General features: G+C 69.6%; 19 protein-coding genes and 1 pseudogene. 11 read left to right on the top strand and 9 right to left on the bottom strand.

Going from position 1 to position 17,100, the window contains the following annotated elements; all coding sequences use genetic code 11:
- Window positions 1-251: 251 nt before the first annotated feature.
- Window positions 252-1,433: a type VII secretion-associated serine protease mycosin gene (gene mycP / locus ACFWV3_RS26720; RefSeq protein WP_382414815.1), complete on the top strand. Its 1,182-nt coding sequence runs from the start codon at window positions 252-254 to the stop codon at window positions 1,431-1,433.
- On the opposite strand, the gene ACFWV3_RS26715 is transcribed toward mycP, so the two are convergent.
- The 3 genes from ACFWV3_RS26715 to ACFWV3_RS26705 all read right to left on the bottom strand — a co-directional run bounded on the left by ACFWV3_RS26715 (window position 1,399) and on the right by ACFWV3_RS26705 (window position 4,060).
- Complete coding sequence (locus ACFWV3_RS26715; protein WP_382414813.1) at window positions 1,399-2,301, bottom strand: ABC transporter ATP-binding protein; 903 nt, start codon at window positions 2,299-2,301, stop codon at window positions 1,399-1,401. The genes mycP and ACFWV3_RS26715 overlap by 35 nt on opposite strands.
- A gap of 86 nt (window positions 2,302-2,387) precedes the next feature.
- Entirely contained in the window at window positions 2,388-3,143 is a 756-nt protein-coding gene (locus ACFWV3_RS26710) for a hypothetical protein (RefSeq protein WP_382414811.1), read from the bottom strand.
- A 5-nt stretch (window positions 3,144-3,148) separates the two neighbouring features.
- On the bottom strand, window positions 3,149-4,060 hold the full coding sequence (locus ACFWV3_RS26705) for an ABC transporter ATP-binding protein (protein ID WP_382414809.1): 912 nt from the start codon (window positions 4,058-4,060) through the stop codon (window positions 3,149-3,151).
- A gap of 132 nt (window positions 4,061-4,192) precedes the next feature.
- On the opposite strand from ACFWV3_RS26705, the gene ACFWV3_RS26700 reads away from it, so the two are divergent.
- Window positions 4,193-4,627 (top strand): PPOX class F420-dependent oxidoreductase, encoded by a 435-nt coding sequence (locus tag ACFWV3_RS26700; protein WP_382414807.1) that lies wholly within the window; start codon window positions 4,193-4,195, stop codon window positions 4,625-4,627.
- A gap of 18 nt (window positions 4,628-4,645) precedes the next feature.
- Here ACFWV3_RS26700 and ACFWV3_RS26695 read toward each other — a convergent pair.
- Window positions 4,646-5,523: pseudogene (locus tag ACFWV3_RS26695) on the bottom strand (IS5 family transposase).
- A 47-nt stretch (window positions 5,524-5,570) separates the two neighbouring features.
- Complete coding sequence (locus tag ACFWV3_RS26690) at window positions 5,571-5,933, bottom strand: darcynin family protein (protein WP_382414805.1); 363 nt, start codon at window positions 5,931-5,933, stop codon at window positions 5,571-5,573.
- Between the two features lie 74 nt (window positions 5,934-6,007).
- On the opposite strand from ACFWV3_RS26690, the gene ACFWV3_RS26685 reads away from it, so the two are divergent.
- On the top strand, window positions 6,008-6,871 hold the full coding sequence (locus ACFWV3_RS26685) for a LysR family transcriptional regulator (RefSeq protein WP_382414803.1): 864 nt from the start codon (window positions 6,008-6,010) through the stop codon (window positions 6,869-6,871).
- 159 nt (window positions 6,872-7,030) lie between these two features.
- Here ACFWV3_RS26685 and ACFWV3_RS26680 read toward each other — a convergent pair whose 3' ends face one another.
- Window positions 7,031-7,819, bottom strand: coding sequence for an HAD family hydrolase (locus ACFWV3_RS26680; protein ID WP_382414801.1), 789 nt, complete (start codon window positions 7,817-7,819; stop codon window positions 7,031-7,033).
- Between the two features lie 49 nt (window positions 7,820-7,868).
- Between ACFWV3_RS26680 and ACFWV3_RS26675 the strand changes: the two genes are divergently transcribed.
- The 3 genes from ACFWV3_RS26675 to ACFWV3_RS26665 are packed head-to-tail and all read left to right on the top strand — an operon-like array spanning window position 7,869 to window position 9,792.
- Window positions 7,869-8,396, top strand: a complete 528-nt coding sequence (locus ACFWV3_RS26675) for a TetR/AcrR family transcriptional regulator (protein WP_382414799.1) — start codon at window positions 7,869-7,871, stop codon at window positions 8,394-8,396.
- Entirely contained in the window at window positions 8,397-8,876 is a 480-nt protein-coding gene (locus ACFWV3_RS26670) for a pyridoxamine 5'-phosphate oxidase family protein (protein WP_382414798.1), read from the top strand.
- 16 nt (window positions 8,877-8,892) lie between these two features.
- Window positions 8,893-9,792, top strand: a complete 900-nt coding sequence (locus ACFWV3_RS26665; protein WP_382414796.1) for an SDR family oxidoreductase — start codon at window positions 8,893-8,895, stop codon at window positions 9,790-9,792.
- Window positions 9,793-9,887: 95 nt separating this feature from the next.
- Here the strand turns inward: ACFWV3_RS26665 and ACFWV3_RS26660 are convergent, their stop codons facing one another.
- Together ACFWV3_RS26660 and ACFWV3_RS26655 are read right to left on the bottom strand one after the other, a co-directional pair.
- Window positions 9,888-10,544 carry a response regulator transcription factor gene (locus tag ACFWV3_RS26660; protein WP_109629817.1) on the bottom strand — a complete coding sequence of 219 codons (657 nt, stop codon included), beginning with the start codon at window positions 10,542-10,544 and terminating at the stop codon, window positions 9,888-9,890.
- A gap of 9 nt (window positions 10,545-10,553) precedes the next feature.
- Entirely contained in the window at window positions 10,554-11,729 is a 1,176-nt protein-coding gene (locus tag ACFWV3_RS26655) for a sensor histidine kinase (protein ID WP_382414793.1), read from the bottom strand.
- A gap of 115 nt (window positions 11,730-11,844) precedes the next feature.
- On the opposite strand from ACFWV3_RS26655, the gene ACFWV3_RS26650 reads away from it, so the two are divergent.
- Both ACFWV3_RS26650 and ACFWV3_RS26645 read left to right on the top strand, forming a co-directional pair.
- On the top strand, window positions 11,845-12,513 hold the full coding sequence (locus ACFWV3_RS26650; RefSeq protein ID WP_382414791.1) for a hypothetical protein: 669 nt from the start codon (window positions 11,845-11,847) through the stop codon (window positions 12,511-12,513).
- Complete coding sequence (locus ACFWV3_RS26645; protein ID WP_382414789.1) at window positions 12,510-12,878, top strand: GntR family transcriptional regulator; 369 nt, start codon at window positions 12,510-12,512, stop codon at window positions 12,876-12,878. Before ACFWV3_RS26650 ends, ACFWV3_RS26645 begins: the two co-directional genes overlap by 4 nt.
- On the opposite strand, the gene ACFWV3_RS26640 is transcribed toward ACFWV3_RS26645, so the two are convergent.
- On the bottom strand, window positions 12,863-13,303 hold the full coding sequence (locus tag ACFWV3_RS26640; protein ID WP_382414787.1) for a hypothetical protein: 441 nt from the start codon (window positions 13,301-13,303) through the stop codon (window positions 12,863-12,865). The two genes, ACFWV3_RS26645 and ACFWV3_RS26640, sit on opposite strands and share 16 nt — an antisense overlap.
- Window positions 13,304-13,339: 36 nt before the next feature.
- On the opposite strand from ACFWV3_RS26640, the gene ACFWV3_RS26635 reads away from it, so the two are divergent.
- From ACFWV3_RS26635 to ACFWV3_RS26625, 3 genes are read left to right on the top strand one after another with little or no spacing between them, the layout of a single operon-like run.
- Window positions 13,340-14,860: a dynamin family protein gene (locus ACFWV3_RS26635; protein WP_382414785.1), complete on the top strand. Its 1,521-nt coding sequence runs from the start codon at window positions 13,340-13,342 to the stop codon at window positions 14,858-14,860.
- Complete coding sequence (gene grpE / locus ACFWV3_RS26630) at window positions 14,857-15,222, top strand: nucleotide exchange factor GrpE (protein ID WP_382414783.1); 366 nt, start codon at window positions 14,857-14,859, stop codon at window positions 15,220-15,222. Before ACFWV3_RS26635 ends, grpE begins: the two co-directional genes overlap by 4 nt.
- The gene (locus ACFWV3_RS26625; RefSeq protein WP_382414781.1) at window positions 15,219-17,039 is read left to right on the top strand and encodes a dynamin family protein; all 1,821 of its coding nucleotides are present in this window, start codon (window positions 15,219-15,221) and stop codon (window positions 17,037-17,039) included. The genes grpE and ACFWV3_RS26625 overlap by 4 nt, the downstream gene beginning before the upstream one ends.
- Window positions 17,040-17,100 lie beyond the last annotated feature (61 nt).

Here is a 17,100-nt window from a genome sequence, read left to right as displayed (position 1 = left end):
GAGTTCCGCCGGCGTACCGGCCAGGACAACCGAACTGGGCGCCTCGAGTGCGTCGGACCACTCGAGGCTGAGCATTGCTTCGACACGAACCGCCACAGGCCACCTCCGGGCTGGGGATAACCCAATTGAACGCGAATCCAAACGCCGAGGATGTCCGATTCGCCGGTTTTCACGGCTTGTTAACAGTCCTCTTACTCACGCTGTGACGCCGCGCACGTTGCGCCATGAGGTGGAAACGCGATGTAGCTCTCGTGCCACTGCTGCCCGCGCTCGTCGTCGCGCTGCCGTTGCTGCTCGCCGCGCAGACGATCGAGGAGCAGGAATGGCACCTCGACGCGCTCGACGTCTACTCCGCCCAGGAGCAGTCCCGCGGGGACGGCGTGGTCGTCGCGGTGATCGACTCCGGCGTCGACGCCCGGCACCCCGACCTGGCCGGCCGGGTCCTGCCGGGAACGGGTTTCGGCAGGTCGAAGGGCACCGACGGCACCACCGACACCGACGGGCACGGCACCGGGATGGCCGGGATCATCGCCGCCACCGGACGGGACGGCGGCGCGCTCGGCATCGCCCCCGGCGCGAAGATCCTCCCGATCGCGAGCGCCGACGAGCAGGACCAGTTCGCGCTCGACGTCATCGGCGACAGCATCCGCTGGGCGGCCGACCACGGCGCCAAGGTCATCAACCTGTCGCTCGGCTTCTCCAGCTCCCTGACTCCGACGCTGGTCAAAGCTGTTAATTATGCGATCGAGAAGGACGTCGTCCTGGTGGCCGCCACCGGCAACGAGGGCAAGCAGGTCTCGGCGCCCGCGAACATCGGCGGCGTGGTCGCGGTGGCGGGCACGACCCGCGACGGCCAGCCGTGGAAGTCGTCCAACGTCGGCGCGGACACGGTGCTCGCGGCACCGGCGGTCGGCATCGTCACGACCGCGCCGGAGAGCGTCTACGCCAGCGGGTACGCCGAGATGGACGGCACGAGCGCGGCGTCGGCGATCGTGTCCGGGGTCGCCGCGCTGGTCAGGGCGAAGCACCCGGACATGCCGGCCAAGGACGTCGTCAACGCGCTGGTGAGGACCGCGAAGGACCTGGCGGAGCCCGGCCGTGACGCCGCGACCGGGTTCGGGATGGTCGACCCGATCGGCGCTCTCGGCGCCCAGCTCCCGCCGGTGGAGCGCAACCCGTTGCTGCCCACGCCGAAACCGTCGACCACGCAGCCCGCGTCGACGCGCTCCGCCCAACGCCCCGAGCAGCCGGCCGTCGCGATCGCGGACCGGCTGCCGTTCGTCGCCGCCGTCGCCGGGGGCACCGCCGTGCTGACGGGACTGCTGATCGCGTTGCCCGCCATCAGGTCGCGGCGCCCCGAGCCGGTCGTCGGTGAGCCCGTGGCCGGCGAGCCCGGCGTCAGTGGGCCTGGTACTCCACCGACTCCTTGGTGAGCTGCATGAAGGCCTCCTCCAGCGACCCGCGCTGAGGGCTGAGCTCGTGCAGCACCACGTTGTTCTCCGCCGCGAGCTCACCGATCTGCTGCGCGGGGATCCCGTGCACCACCAGGCTTCCGCTCGCCGAGTCGTCGGTGACCGTCGCGTGCGCCGCGAGGATCTCGCGAAGCTTCGCGGCGTGCGGCGACCGCACCCGGACGGTGTCCTGGGTGGCGTCGGCGATGAACTGCTCGGTGGAGGTCTGCGCGATCAGCTGACCCCTGCCGATCACGATGAGGTCCTGCGCGGTCTGCGACATCTCCGAGAGCAGGTGGCTCGACACGAACACCGTGCGGCCCTCGCCCGCGAGCCGGTGCATGAACTGCCGGATCCAGAGGATGCCCTCGGGGTCGAGGCCGTTGACCGGTTCGTCGAACAGCAGCACCTCGGGGTCGCCGAGCAGCGCGCCCGCGATGCCGAGCCGCTGTGACATGCCGAGCGAGAAGCCGCCGGCGTTCTTGTGCGCGACCTCGGTCAGGCCGACGATCTCCAGCACTTCCTTCACCCGGCTGACCGGGATCCCGTTGGAGACCGCGAGCCACTTGAGGTGCGAGCGCGCGGACCGGTTGGGGTGCACCCACTTCGCGTCGAGCAGCGCGCCGACCTTGCGCAGCGGCTGCTTGAGCTCGGCGTAGTGCCGCCCGTCGATCTTGACGTCGCCGCCGGTGGGCGTGTCCAGACCGAGGATCATCCGCATGGTCGTGGACTTGCCCGCGCCGTTCGGGCCGAGGAACCCCGTCACCCGGCCCGGCCGGACGGTGAACGACAGGTCGTCGACGGCCTTGGTCTTGCCGTAGTGCTTGCGCAACCGCACTGCTTCGATCATGACCTCTCCCGGTTCGCTCGAACGAACTGACAGGGACCTGGGTCACCCCCCGACGGATGACCCAGGTCCCTCTCCCCCTTACCGGGTCACGCGTCCCGCCGCTTCGCGACGATCAGCGCGACCACCAGCAACGCCACGGCGATGCCGGCGAAGTAGCCGAGCGAACCCCACTGGCTCAGCTTGAAGTCGACGCCCGCCCCCGCCTGTTCAGCGGGGTTGTCGCCGCCGAGCTGCAGGAAGTGGTTGGCGTTCATGAAGGGCAGCCACGCCTGGATCTTCACGCCGGCCTTCGGGATGATCCCGATCAGCTGCTCCAGCAGCATGTTCCACACCAGCAGGATCGCGACGGCGCCGGCGGTCTGGCGGACGAGGACGCCGACCGCGATCGCGATGATCGCGCCGATGCCGTAGAGCAGGCCGACGCCCGCGACGTGCCGCCACTCGTCGCCCGTGGTGATCGCGAGGTCGGAGGCGGGCGACAGCACCTTCGCGATGCCCACCGAGCCGAACGCGATGATCTCGCCGAGGACCGCGGCGATGAACGCCACCACGACGGTCTTCGCGACCAGCGCGGACGTGCGGCCCGGCACCGCGAGGAACGTGGCCCTGATCGTGTTGAAGCGGTACTCGGTCGTGACCGCGAGGGCCGCCATCACCAGCACGACGGACAGCGCGAGCTGGCTGCTGCCGAACTGCGTGGCGCCGAGGGACAGCTGTCCGTTGTCGGTCGAGGCCGCGATGATCGCGGTCAGACCCACACCGAGGACCAGGGCGAGCGCGCTGCACCAGTAGGGCGAACGGGTGGAGAAGAGCTTGATTCTCTCGACTGCCAACAGGGTCATCAGACTCACTTCCCGATCTCTGCGTGGTACTCGACAGCATCGCCGGTCAGCTGCATGAACGCCTCTTCGAGCGAACCGCGCTGGGGGCTCAGCTCGTGCAGGACGACACCGTTGGCAGCGGCGATGTCACCGATCTGGTCACTGGTGGCACCCGATACGGACAACGCGCCGTCCGCGCTGTCACGAACGGTGAAGCCCTTGTCCACGAGCAACGGGCCGAGCTTGGACAGCTGAGGACTGCGCACGAGGACGGTGTTACCCGTTGAGCGGTCGATGAACTCCTGCGTGCTGCTCTGCGTGATCAGCTTCCCCCTGCCGATCACCACGAGGTCGCTCGCCGTCAGCGCCATCTCCGACAGCAGGTGGCTCGACACCAGGACCGTGCGGCCCTCGGCGGCGAGGTTCTGCATGAACGTGCGGATCCAGAGGATGCCCTCGGGGTCCAGGCCGTTCACCGGCTCGTCGAAGAGCAGCACCTTCGGGTCGCCGAGCAGTGCCGCGGCGATCCCCAGCCGCTGCGACATGCCGAGCGAGAACCCGCCGGCGTTCTTGCCGGCGACCTGCGTGAGGCCGACGGCCTCGAGGACCGCGTCGACCCGCGACTTGGGCAGGCCGTTGGAGACGGCGAGCCACTTGAGGTGGGCGCGGGCGGACCGGTTGGGGTGCACCCACTTCGCGTCGAGCAGCGCGCCGACCGTCTGCAGTGGACGGTTCAGGGCGGTGTAGGGCTTGCCGTCGATCAGCACGCGGCCTGCCGTCGGACGGTCGAGCCCCAGCATCATGCGCATCGTGGTCGACTTGCCGGCGCCGTTCGGACCGAGGAACCCGGTCACCCGTCCAGGTTGGACGGTGAACGACAGGTCGTCGACCGCGACCGTCCTGCCGTATCTCTTGGTGAGGCCGATTGCCTCGATCATCAGCTTTCCCCTCTCGGTGACGGGGACAACTCTCCTGCTCCGAGGGGGTCGCGCACATCGCCCTGCGGTCGCCGGAAGTCGTCAACTTCCGTCGTCGGGTGTCGCTACCTCAGTCGTAGTTGAATGAGCCACATGGGATACACGGAAGCTCCCGACGGCTGGTGGCGCGAGTTCGTCCTGGCCAAGCCCGCCCGCACGGCCAAGCTCGCGGTCACCCGCAAGGACGGGTCGCCGCACGTCGCGCCGGTGTGGGTGGACCTCGACGGCCCCGACCTGGTCTTCCTGACCGCGCGCGACACGATCAAGGGCAAGTCGATCCTGCGCGACGGCCGGGTGGCGCTGTGCTTCGACGACGAGGTGCCGCCGTTCAACTTCGTCACGATCACCGGTCAGGCCGTCGTCGACGAGGACCCGGAGCAGCTCAAGTACTGGGCGGGCCGCACCGCCGCGCGCTACATGGGCGACGACCAGGCCGATGCCTACGCCGAGCGCAACGGCGTGCCCGGTGAGATGGTCGTCCGGGTGAAGATCGACAAGGTCGTCGCCAAGCAGAACGTCTCCGACTAGGGCCTGTCCTGCGGATCTTCACCTGAGGTGGAGGACGATGCAGGCCAGGATGATCTCGGCGCGGTGGTAGGCGGCTCGTTTCGCGAACCTGGTGGCCAGGCCGCGGAACTGCTTGAGCCGGTTGAAGCAGCGCTCGACAACGTTGCGCAGCTTGTAGATGTCGGCGTCGAAAGCCGGTGGCCTGCCACCGGCCGAGCCCTTGGCCTTGCGGCGGGCGATCTGGTCCGTGCGCTCAGGAATCGTGGCCTTGATCCGCCGCTGCCGTAACGCGGTGCGGGTGCTCGGGTGGGTGTAGGCCTTGTCGGCGATCACCCGCCCGACCCGCACCCGCCGCCCGTCAACCTCGATATCGCAGATGTCGTCGAGCAGCGGCAGCAGCTGCGGGTTGTCACCGGCCTGCCCGGCGGTGAGGATCACCGCCAGCGGCAGCCCTGCCGCGTTGACGGCCAGGTGAAGCTTGGTCGTCAGCCCTCCGCGGGAGCGTCCGAGGCATTCCCCGTCGACGGCAAGGTCCTCGATCCAGTCGGCGCAGCCCCCTTTTTCCGGGCGCCGGCCGCGTGCTGATGCGCCCGGACGCTCGTGGAGTCGACGCTGACCACGAACGCGACGTTGTCCTCGAGTGTTCCGAGCGAGTCGTCTTTGACGATCACATGCTCGAGGATCCGGTCCCATGTCCCGTCCGCGGTCCACTTGCGCAGCCGCTCATGCGCGGTCTTCCACGGGCCATACCGTTCCGGCAGGTCACGCCACGGGGCTCCGGTGCGTTCATGCCACAGGATCGCGTTGATGACCTGCCGGTGGCTGCGCCACCGGCCACCGCGCTGCCCGCTCTGCACGGGCAGCAACGGCGCGATCCGCGCCCAAGCCTTGTCCGTCAGCTCACCACGTCCGACCACGCACCATCATCTGCACACGATCATGAAGAAGATCCGCAGGACACCCCCTAGGCCGCGGAGGTGGTGAGCGGGTTCATGCCGTAGTTGCGCGCGTACCCGTTCTCCACCCCGACCAGCAGCTCCACCACCTCGAAGTAGGTGTCCCAGAACGGCGTTTCCCGCAACGCCTCCACGAGCAGCTGGTACGACTCGTGGTCCCGCGCCTCCCAGACCCAGATGTCGGTGACGCGCGCGGAGTAGAACTCCGTGTCGTAGAAGCGGAAGCGCACGCTCTCCGACTTCTCCTCGATCGCCGGCAGGATCTCGGTCCTGAACGCCTCCACCCGCTGCGGGACGGTCAGGGTGAGCCACTTCGGGGTGGTCTTGACGAGCATGAACACGGTGACGGCGGCTTCTTCGAAAGTTGTCATGCGTCCATGCTGGGAGCCACCGGGGTTTGCTCGCCACGCAACTTCGGCAAGGCTGGGTTGCATACGATGCAAAGATGCCTGACCAGCTCGATCTGAACCTGTTGCGCGTGTTCGACGCTCTCGTGCAGGACGGCAGCGTCACCGCGGCGGCCGAGCGGCTGCACCTGTCGATCCCGGCTGCCAGCAGGGCGCTGGCGCGGTTGCGCCGGGCGGTGGGCGACCCGGTGCTGGTCCGCGCGGGTCGCGGGATGGTGCCGACGCCGTTCGCGCTCCGGATCGCGCCGCGGGTGCGGTCGTTGCTCGACGAGGCCGCCGCGCTGGTCAACGCGAAGGAGCTCGACCCCGCCGAGCTGCGCCGCACGTTCACGATCCGGGTCAGCGACGGCGTGGTGACCTCGCTGGTCGCCGCGGTCGCCGCGCAGGCCCCCGGCGTGGTGCTGCGGTTCGTGGCCGAGGGCGACGAGAGCGTGGAGGCGTTGCGCGACGGGTCGGTCGACCTCGAGATCGGTGCCGGTCACGACGACGAGGCCGACCTCCGTTCCACCGTGCTGTTCTCCGAGCGGTTCGTCGGCGTCGTCCGCGCCGATCACCCGCTCGGGAACCGCCCCACGCCACGGCAGATCTGCCGCTACCCGCACGTCTCGGTGTCGCGCCGCGGCCGGGTGCGCGGCCCGCTGGACGACGCCCTGCACGCCGTCGGCCTGCGCCGCCACGTCGCCGCGGTGGTGCCGTTCTTCTCGGCCGCCGCCCAGCTGGTGGCGTCGAGCGACTACGTCGGCCTGGTCCCGCAGCGCCTCGCCGCCCAGCACCCGAGCCTGCGGTCGTTCCCGATCGGCCTGCCACTGCCCGAGGTGGACGCGCGGATGGTCTGGCACGCCCGCCTCGACGCCGACCCGGCGCAGCGCTGGCTGCGCGAGACCGTCCTGTCCAGCGTCTAGGCGCTGTCCTGCAAGTTCGTTCGGTGAGAGGCGCGGGCGAGAGACCCGGAGACGGTGCCGCCGCGGCGCCCTCATACCGGGCGTATTCGGGTGTTGCGGCGGTGCCGTCTCCGGGGCCCTCGGCCGCTACTGTCGCCCAACGGACTTGCAGGACAGCGCCTAACCGGGGAAGAAGCGGTCGAGCACCTGCGCGGCGCCGTCCTCCAGCACGGTGGGCGCTACCTCGTCCGCGGCGGCCTGGACGCTCGCGGGCGCCTGCCCCATCGCGACGCCCAGCCCCGCCCACCTCAGCATCTCGACGTCGTTGCTGCCGTCACCGATCGCGAGGGCGTCGCGCGGGCTGATGCCGAGCTCTTGGGAGAGTTCGTCCAGCGCGGAGCCCTTCGTGACGTCCGGCGGCACCGCGGTCAGCCACGGTTCGGTGTGGTCGACGGTCCACTCGATCCCCGGCAACACCAGGTCCTTCACCGCGAACGACAGCTCGGCCGGCGTGTGGTCGAGCCAGCGCATGACGAGCCGCGGGGTGGGCGTGGCGGCCATCTCGTCGAACGTCGAGGGGATCGTCTCGCCCCACAGGTCGCCGGGCAGGAACTGGCCGAGCATGAGGTTGCCGACGCCGGTGCGTTCCACGGCGAACACGCTGCCGGGCAGCAACGCCCGCAACGCCTCGATGGTCGCGCCGGGCTCGAAGGTCGTGCGCTTCGGGATCTCGTTCGTCGCCGGGTCCCACCACACGGCGCCGTTCGAGCAGAGGGCGAACGAGGCGGGGACCTGGGCGGCGATCGGGGTGACGCCGATCAGGCTGCGGCCGGTGGAGAGCACGACCTTCGAGCCGTGTTCCGTCACGCGCGTGATCGCCGCCTTCACGGCAGGTGAGATGTCGTTCGAGCCAGTCGGGGTCAGGGTTCCGTCGATGTCCAGCGCTACCAGGCGCGGTCTCCAGCTCACGTGGCACCACCCTAGGCGAAGGTTAGTGAATTGTGGTTCACTAACCTTCGTGGCACGACCTCGCACCATCACCGACGAGCGCGTCCTGGCCGCCGTCGCCGCCGTCATCGACCGGCGCGGACCCGAGTTCACGGTCGCCGACGTGGCCGCGGAGGCCGGCGTGTCCGTGGGGGCGGTGGCGAAGCGGTTCGGGTCGAAGAGCGGGCTGCTGCAGGCGTTGACCCGTGCCGGCACCGAAGAGGTCGTTGTCCGGATGCGTGCTGCCGGGTCGGTCCGCGAGGCGTTGCTGACGTGGTTCGACCGGCTGGCCGACCCGGCGGTGGCCACCAACAACCTGGCTCAGCTCGGTGTCGACCTGATCGATCCGGAGCTGCGTTCCCTGCTGGCCCGGCACTACGCGGTGCTGGAGGACGAGCTAGAAGTTCTTTGTGCGGCCGAGGGATTGCCCGCTCGCGCGGCTCGGGCGCTCGCCGCGCTGGTCTACGGGATCGCGATGGACTGGTCCGTGCGGCCGCGCGGGGACCTGATGGCGCGCACGGCTGAGGACGTCGACATGGTGTTGAAGGGGATGCGCTGAATGGCCACTTGGGCGGAGTTCTCGGCTGGGCAACCGGAGATGGCGGCGTTCGTGGAGGCGCGGTTCGCTGCCGACCGGCACGCGTTGATCGCGACGTTGCGACGGGACGGCTCGCCGCGGATCAGCGGGGTGGAGCCGGACTTCGCGCGCGGGGACCTGTGGGCAGGGATGATGCCCGGTTCGTTGAAGTCGCGGGACCTGCAACGCGATCCGCGGTTCGCGCTGCACTGCACGACCACGACCGCGTCCATGACGGAGGGCGGGGACGCGAAGGTCAGCGGGACCGCGGAGTTCTGGGACGACAAGTCCGAGTACCTGCGGGAGTTGTTCGAGCGGACCGGGTGGCAGCCGGAGGCGTCGGAGCTGGACCTGTTCCGGTTCGACGTGAGCGAGGTCGTGCAGATGACGGTCGAAGGTGACGAGATGGTCATCCTGTCCTGGGGAGAGGGAAGAGGGGTTCGGCGTGTCGCCAAGAAGTGACCTGAGCGGGCCTGATTTGAGCGGGAAGATCGCCGTCGTCACGGGGGCCACCCGCGGTGCGGGACGGGCCATCGCCGTGGAGCTGGGAGCGGCCGGCGCGACCGTGTTCGTGGCGGGGCGGACGACGCGTGAGCAGCAGTCCGAGGTCGGTCGTGCGGAGACGATCGAGGAGACGGCATCGTTGGTGGACGCAGCCGGTGGCCGTGGGGTAGCCGTGCGGTGCGACCTCACCGTTCCGTCCGATGTGGACGCTTTGGCCGCACGGATCGGAGATCGGCTCGACATCTTCGTCGACAACGCCTGGGGTGGCGAGAACCTCGTCGAGTGGGGGAAGTTCTGGGAGCACGATCTCGAGCGGCAGTTGCGGATGTTCCGCAACGGGGTGGAGACGCATCTCGTTGCGCTGCACCGGTTGATGCCGTTGGTGCTGCGGTCTGATTCCGGGCTGGTCGTCGAGGTCACCGATGGGGAGGACGGGGAGGCCTACTTCGTCAACCTCGCCTATGACGCTGTGAAGAACACGGTGCGGCGGTTCGGGGAGGTGCTGGCGAAGGATCTTGCCGAGTTTCCTCATGTGACTGCTGTTGCTGCTACGCCTGGGTTTTTGCGGTCCGAGCAGATGTTGGAGACGTTCGGGGTCACTGAGGAGAACTGGCGGGATGCGGTCTCGCAGGTGCCGGATTACGCGTTGTCCGAGACGCCTCATTATCTTGGGCGCGGTCTTGCCTGTGTGGCGGCTGATCCGGAGCGGCGGCGGTTTGCTGGGCAGTGCCTGTCTTCTTGGCGGTTGAAGAGGGAGTACGGGTTCACCGATCTTGACGGGTCCCAGCCTGATTGGGGGCGGTGGTGGGATGACGTTGTTCAACCTCGGATTGCTGGGGTTGTCGTTGATGCTGACCCGTTGAAGTATCGGTGAAAAGCTCGGGGCTCTGCCCCGGACCCACCCCACCGCGTCCCCTTGAAAAGCTGGCTCGGCTTCGCCTTCGCTCCGGCTCGGCTTCGGCCTCGCGGTCAGGCGTCGCCTGGGCGGACCAGGCCCGTCTCGTAGGCGAGCACCACGGCCTGCACGCGGTCCCTGAGTTCCAGCTTCGCCAGGATCCGTCCCACGTGCGTCTTCACCGTCGCCTCCGACAGGAAGAGCTTCCGCGCGATCTCCGTGTTCGACAGGCCCTTGGCGATCAGCACGAGCACCTCGCGCTCGCGCTCGGTCAGGACGTCCAGGACGGTGGCGTCGCGCAGTTCGCCGCCGCCGTCACCCAGGAAGCGGCCCAGCAGGCGCTTGGTCACCGACGGCGAGACCACGGCGTCGCCCGAGGCCACTGCGCGCAGGGCCGAGACCAGGTCCGACGGCGGGGTGTCCTTCAGCAGGAAGCCGCTGGCTCCGTTGCGCAGGGCCGAAAGCGCGTACTCGTCCATGTCGAAGGTGGTCATGACCAGGACCTTGGCCGTGTTGGCCTCGGTGATGCGCTTGGTCGCCTCCACGCCGTCCAGGACGGGCATGCGGACGTCCATCAGGACCACGTCGGGGCGCAGTTTGTCGGCCATCTGCACCGCGTCCAGGCCGTCGGCGGCTTCGCCGATGACGTCGATGTCCTCCTGTGCGCCCAGGACCATGCGGAAGCCCATGCGCATCAGTTCCTGGTCGTCTACCAACAGCACCCGAATCACTCGATCACCTTATGCGGCTAGTGGGAATGTCGCGCGGACTCGCCAGCCGCCGCCGGGGTTGGGGCCCGCCTCGAACTCGCCGCCCAGCACGGCCGCTCGTTCCCGCATGCCGATGAGGCCGTTGCCGCCGGACACCTTGACCACGTCGTGCGGGGTGCCGAAGCCGTTGTCCAGGACTTCCAGGCGGAGCTCCTCCTCCGTCCTGGCCAGGCGGACCGTGGCCGTGGTGCCCGAGCCGGCGTGCTTGATGGTGTTGGTCAGGGCTTCCTGGACGATGCGGTAGATGCTCAGGCCCACGCCCGCCGGGAGGTCGTCGACGTCGCCGGTGATCTCCAGGCGGACCGGGACGCCCGCCGCCCTGGTGTTCTCGGCCAGTTCGACCACGCCTCGCGCGTCGGGTTGGGGGGCCCACTGGGTCTCGGTGTCCTCGCTGCGCAGGACGCCCAGGAGGCGGCGCATCTCGGTCAGGGCGAGGCGGCCTGTCTCGGCGATGGTGCGGACCGCGTTCTCGGCCACGTCCGGTTGCGACCGGATCGTGTAGGCGGCGCCGTCGGCGTGGACGATCATCACGCTCACCGCGTGGGCGACCACGTCGTGCAGTTCTCGCGCTATGCGGGAGCGTTCCTCGCCGACCGCGATCTTGGCCTGCTGGTCGCGTTCGGTCTCCAGCAGGACCAGGCGTTGTTCCATCTCGCTCTGGTAGGCGCGGCGGGCGCCCACGAACTCGCCCATGGCCCAGCTGAAGCCGAAGATCACGAAGATCAGGAACACGAAGAAGACGGCCTGGAGCTCGCCCACCTGGAAGATCGCCCAGAGCAGCGTGCCCGCGAGCAGCCAGCACGAGTAGATCAGGGCTGCCTTGCGGCCGATGTTCGCGACCAGCGTGTACAGGGCGATGGCGAGGGCGAAGTCCGACATCCTGATCGGGATGCCCAGCTCACCGCCGTGCGTGAAGAGCTGCAGGAACCCGCCCGCGAGGATCAGGTAGCTGGCGCCGAGCGGGTGGTAGCGGCGGAACGGCAGCGGGCCCAGCATCAGCAGGGTCACGGCGAAGAACGCGGAGAACGACACGCCCCGGTCCACCGCGGAGACGCCGAAGCCGAAGTCGAAGAGCAACAACAGCCCGGCGATCAGGGAGTCCCCGAACGCCGGGTGAGCCTTCATCCACAGGCTGAACCTCCGCACCGCACAAGATTAGGTGCGGATCGAACTGCCGCGCGTCGCGCCACGGGCTGACCTCGCGTACTACTTCAGTGTGAGTTATTGTGTCGAGGGGTTGGTACAAACCTGAGGGGGCGGGATGTTGATCAACGTCGTGATCGCCGCGGTCTACGGCCTCGTGCTGCTCGTGCTGTTGTGGCCGACGCAGAGCACCGCCAAGCGCCTGCTGAAGCGGTGGGAGGTGCCGGACCCGACGCCCGAGCAGTTCGCGGAGGCCATCCGCTACCTCAAGCGGCGGCGCCTGCTCTACCCCGTGCTCTTCGTCGCGGTGGCGCTGGTGCCGAAGTGGGTGGACAGCCACCTGCAGCTCGTCGTGGTCGGCCTGGCGGGCACGTTGCTGGCCGAGCTGCTCGCGCTGCGCACCCGGCGGGACGCGCTCCGGACGGCGACGCTCACCCCGCGCGGCCTGTTCGACATCGCGTCGAAGTGGGTGCTGGGCGCGTACGTGCTGATCGTGGCGGGTGCGGCGGCGTACCTCGTGCACGCGCAGCAGTGGGGCCGGCTCCCGTGGCTCGCGCTGTCGGCGGCGGCCGTCGCGGTGATCATCTGGGCTGCTGTGGCCAGGCCCGCCGGCGGTGAGCAGGTCGTCGACGTGGCGTTGCGGACCCGCAGCGTGCACGTGTCGGCGGGACTCGGCGCGGCGCTGGCCGGGGTGATGATCGACCAGGGTGCCATCGGTCTCGTCGGCATCCTCGCGTGGATCGCGATGGCCAACACGACACCGAAGCACATGAAGATCAAGAGATGACAGCCCCGAGAATCGTCGTCGACGTCGAGAACGGTGTCGCGCCCTGGCGTCAGGTCCGGGACCAGCTCGTCCGGTTGATCAGCGGTGGAGTGCTGCCGGTCGGGGCGCGGTTGCCGACGATCCGCCAGCTGGCCGCCGACCTCGGGCTCGCCGCCGGCACGGTCGCGCGGGCCTACCGCGAGCTGGAGACCGAGGGCGTTCTCACGACAGGACGAAGGCAGGGCACCGTCGTGGCTGCCCTGCCTTCGCATGCACCGGACCCGCTCTCCGCCGCTGCGGCGGAGTTCGTCGCCGTGGCTCGGTCACTCGGCGCCAGTGAGGGGGAGGCACTGAACGCCGTGCGAGCCCACTACTTGGGTGAGTAAGGCGACTCGATCTTGGGCGCGGGCCGCGGTTCGCTGATGCGCGCCGCCTGGCGCTCCTCGTAGATGCGGTGCTCCTCGGCCATCTGGTCCGCGAGCTGCTGCTGCACCTGACGATCACGGATCTTCGCGAGGATCGCCATCGTCGCGCCGTGGGCCAGCGCCAGCAGCAGGAGCACGATGCCCAGCTTCACGACCACGTCTTTCACCGCGTCACCGGTCTCGACCTTGGCGATCGACACCAGCGCGAGCAGACCGAGCACGACGAGGTGGAACAGGACTGCCGTCAGCTTCATCATGCCGGCGGCCTGCTCGTCGTCGTACGCGGCGCGTCGCAGGTATCCCTTGCCGCTGTGGTAGATCAGCTGGCCGTCAACGACGACCAGGACGATCCCCAGCACTAGGAACGTCACGTAGCTGTCACCCATGCACGGTGGCTACCCGCGCACATCCGCGCACAAACCGTGGCACGATTCGTGCTCGTGACGGCGTTGCAGGGACAACAACTGGCTGGTCCGCTCTGTGCGGCGGTGGCCAACCTGTGCGTCGCGCTGCAGCCGCAGGTCTCCCCGCAGACCGCCGCCGGGTTCCAGGAGGTGCTGCGCCGGCTGCACGCGCCGTTGCAGGTCGCGGTGGCCGGGCGGATCAAGTCCGGGAAGTCGACGCTCGTCAACGCGTTGATCGGCCGCCGGGTCGCGCCCACGGACATCGGCGAGTGCACCCGGCTCGTCACGCGCTACCAGTACGGGACCGTCGACCGCATCGAAGTCGTGCTCCAGGACGGACGGCGCCAGGTGCTGCCGTTCGACGCCAACGGCATGATCCCCGCCTCTCTGGGCGTGGACGGCATCTCGCACATCGAGGCGTACCTGACGAACGCGGTGCTGCGCGACTTCACCGTCATCGACACGCCTGGACTCGGTTCGCTGGACGCGGCTTCGGTCGCCCGCACCGAGGAACTGCTGGATCCCGTGTCGCGCAACGCAGTCGCCGGTGCCGAGGCGGTTCTCTACGTCGTGACGCAGGGCGTGCGCGCGGACGACCACTCGACCATCGCGGCCTTCACCGCCGCGACCGCGTCCCGCGAAGCAGGGCCGGTCAACGCCATCGCCGCGTTGAACAAGGTCGACGCCGTGGCGCCGGAGACCGTCGAGGGTTCGGACGGCGACGTCTGGCGGGCAGCGGAGATCCTGGCCGGCAAGCAGGCGCAGCTGCTCAAGCCGCGGGTCGCCGACGTGCTGCCGGTGATCAGCCTGCTCGCCGAGTCCGCGGAGACCGGCGAGTTCACCTCGGCGGACGCGGAGGCGTTGCGGCAGCTCGCGGCCCTCGACGCGGACAGCCGCACGATGATGCTGATGTCCGGCGACCTCTTCACGTCGTGGGAGTGCGACGTCGCGGCGGGCGTGCGGTCGCGGTTGCTGGAGAAGCTCGACCTCTACGGCATCGGCCGCGCGCTCGCCGCCCTCGACGCCGAACCGAACCTGACCGCCGGTGCGCTGCGACGGGTGCTGTTCGACGCGTCCGGGTTCGCCGCTGTTCGTGGTCGGTTGGACGCCGTGTTCCGCGCACGTGCCGACGGCATCAAAGCGGCGGCCGCGCTGGCGTCGGTCACGTCGCTGGCCTCGGGCGATGCGGGCGAACGGCAGCGCGTGCACGACGCGATCGAGGTCCTGCTCGCCCGGCCGGAGGCGCACCAGCTGCGGTTGCTGGAGGCGCTGACGCTGGTGTCGTCCGGTGCGGTCGCGCTGGCACCGGACCTGACGGAGGAGGTGCTGCGCGTCGGCAGCACCCCGGACGTGCCGGGACAGCTCGGCCTGCAGGGTCGCCCGCTGCCGGAACTGATCGCGTACGCGCTCGAACGCGCTGGTTGGTGGCGGTCGTTCGCCTCCTTCGGCGCGACGCCGGCGCAGGCCCGGGTGGCGCACGTCGTCCACCGGGCGTACTTCCTCATCTGGCAGCGACTACGTGCTGGGGGGCACCGATGAGCGTGAACGGAACCGAACCGGGCGAGCTGGCGTCGGACCACGGTGTGGAGACCATCGCCGACGAGCTGCTCGACCAGGCCTTGGCTGAACGCCGCGCCCTGGTCCAGCTGTGCCTGTACGCGCTGGACCGCGCCAGTGCCGGCGTGGTCGCCCGCATCGAGGAAGGCCTGACGGCCATCGGGGTCGTGGCGGTGCGGGCCGACGGCCAGCGCTTCGACCCGTCGCAGCACGAGGCGGCCGGAACCGTGCCGACGGACGACCTGTCGTTGCTGGGCCTGGTCGCCGAGACCGAGGTTCCCGGCTTCGCCGACCGCGGCCGCGTGCTGCGGGCACCGATCGTGACGGTCTACACGGCCCGATGAGCACCCTCTCCCAGACGGTCCGGCAGACGCGCGAACGTCTCACCGCCCTCGTGCGCGACCTCGACCCGTCCATGGCCGACTGGGTCACCCGTCGCGCGGCGCCGGAGGTGTCGTCGGTCGTGATCGTCGGCGAGACGAACCGTGGCAAGTCGTCGCTGGTCAACGCCCTGCTGGCCACGCCGGGCCTGTCCCCGGTCGACGCCGACGTGGCCACCTCGACCTACCTGGTCTTCCAGCACGGCTCGTCGTGGGCCGCCCGCGCCTGCTACCCCGGCGTGCTCGCGCCCGTCACGTTCCCGCTGCCCGCGTTGATCAACTGGGTCTCCGCTGCCCACGAGCTGCCCGAAGGCGAGCTCCCCCCGCGCTACGTCGAGGTCGACGCCCCGATCCCGTTGCTGGAACGGATGTCCGTCGTAGACACCCCCGGCGTCGGCGGCCTGGAGTCGGTGCACGGCGAGCTGGCGCTGGAGGCCGTCACCTCGGCCACCGCCCTGGTCTTCGTCGTCGACGCCTCGTCTCCGTTCACGCGCGGCGAGCTCGACTTCCTCAAGCGCGTCGGCGACCGCGTAGAGACCGTCGTCTTCGCCCTGACCAAGACCGACCAGTACCGCGGCTGGCGCCAGGTCCTCGACGCCGACCGCGCCCTGCTGGCCGAACACGCGCCACGCTTCGCCGACGCGACCTTCCACCCCGTCTCGTCGCGCATGTTCGACATGGCCGCCCAGGCCCCGAACCCGGACGCGGCGTCCATGCTTCGCGAACGTTCGGGCATCTCCGCATTGCAGACCGCGTTGCAGGAACTCGTCGCGGGTCGCGCCGGAATGCTGGCCGAGGCCAATGCTTTGCGCGCGTTGTCGACCGTTCTCGCGGAACTCGAAATCCGTCTGGAACACGAGAAACGCGCTTTGTCGGTGGGCGAGGACGAAGCCGCGATCCTCCGCGCCCGCCGCGAGGAACTGCAAACCGAACGCCGCTCGTCCACCCGAGGCTGGCAGGTCCGCCTCCGCGGCGAGATCCAACGAGCCCGCGTCGAGAACTCGCACGAGATCTCCCGCCAGATGCGCGACCTCCAGACCTGGTACCGCCAGGCCATCGACGCCGCCGACCGCACGGCCCTGGGCGCGCTGCCCCACCAGGTCGACACCGCCCTGCAGGTAGTCTCCGGCCGCATCTCCACCGCACTCTCGGTCCGCCTCGCCCAGGTCACCGACGCCGTGCTGGCCACCCTGTTCTCCGCGGAGGAGCTGACCCTGATCCGCGGCCAGTTCGCCCGCGGCGAGCAACTCCCGGTCGTGGTGCGCCCCAAGGACAAGCGGCCGCCGACCGCGGAGGACAAGCTGCTGGTGTTCATGGGCGTCTCCGGCGGCCTCGGCGCCGGCAAGCTGGCCGTGATGCCCCTGGCCGGCCTCGGCATCGCCGTCCTGAACCCGGTGGTCCTCCCGGTGACCATCGCCCTGGGCCTGGGCGCGGGCTGGTGGATGGCCCGCACCCGCACCCACACCGCCGAGAAGCAGCACGTCAAGCAGTGGCTCTCCGACGCCATCGCCGACGCGCGCTCCACAGTGGACCAGCTGGCGGCCGAGCAGCTGATCGAGGCCGAGCAGGCGTTGTCACTGGCCCTGGACGAGGCGCTGGCCAAGCGGATCGAGGCGATCGAGGCCGAGCTGCGCGAGGTCGACCGCGCCCTGCGGATGGAGGCGGGTGAGCGGGGCCGCGAGCTGCAGTCCGCCACCCGGCAGCTGGCGGAGGTGGAGCAGGGCAGGTCGAAGGCGGAGGAGCTACTCGGTCGGATCCGTTCGGTGCGCGACCGCGCCTAAACGACACGGGCGCAAACGGTTGGCGACGGAACCAAACCGGCATAACGTGGGTCATACCGGT

This window comes from Lentzea sp. NPDC059081 (genome assembly GCF_042738015.1).
In the GTDB taxonomy this organism is placed as follows: Bacteria; Actinomycetota; Actinomycetes; order Mycobacteriales; family Pseudonocardiaceae; genus Lentzea.
Note: the sequence above shows the minus strand (reverse complement) of the source record. Positions and strands in the feature narration are given on the sequence as shown.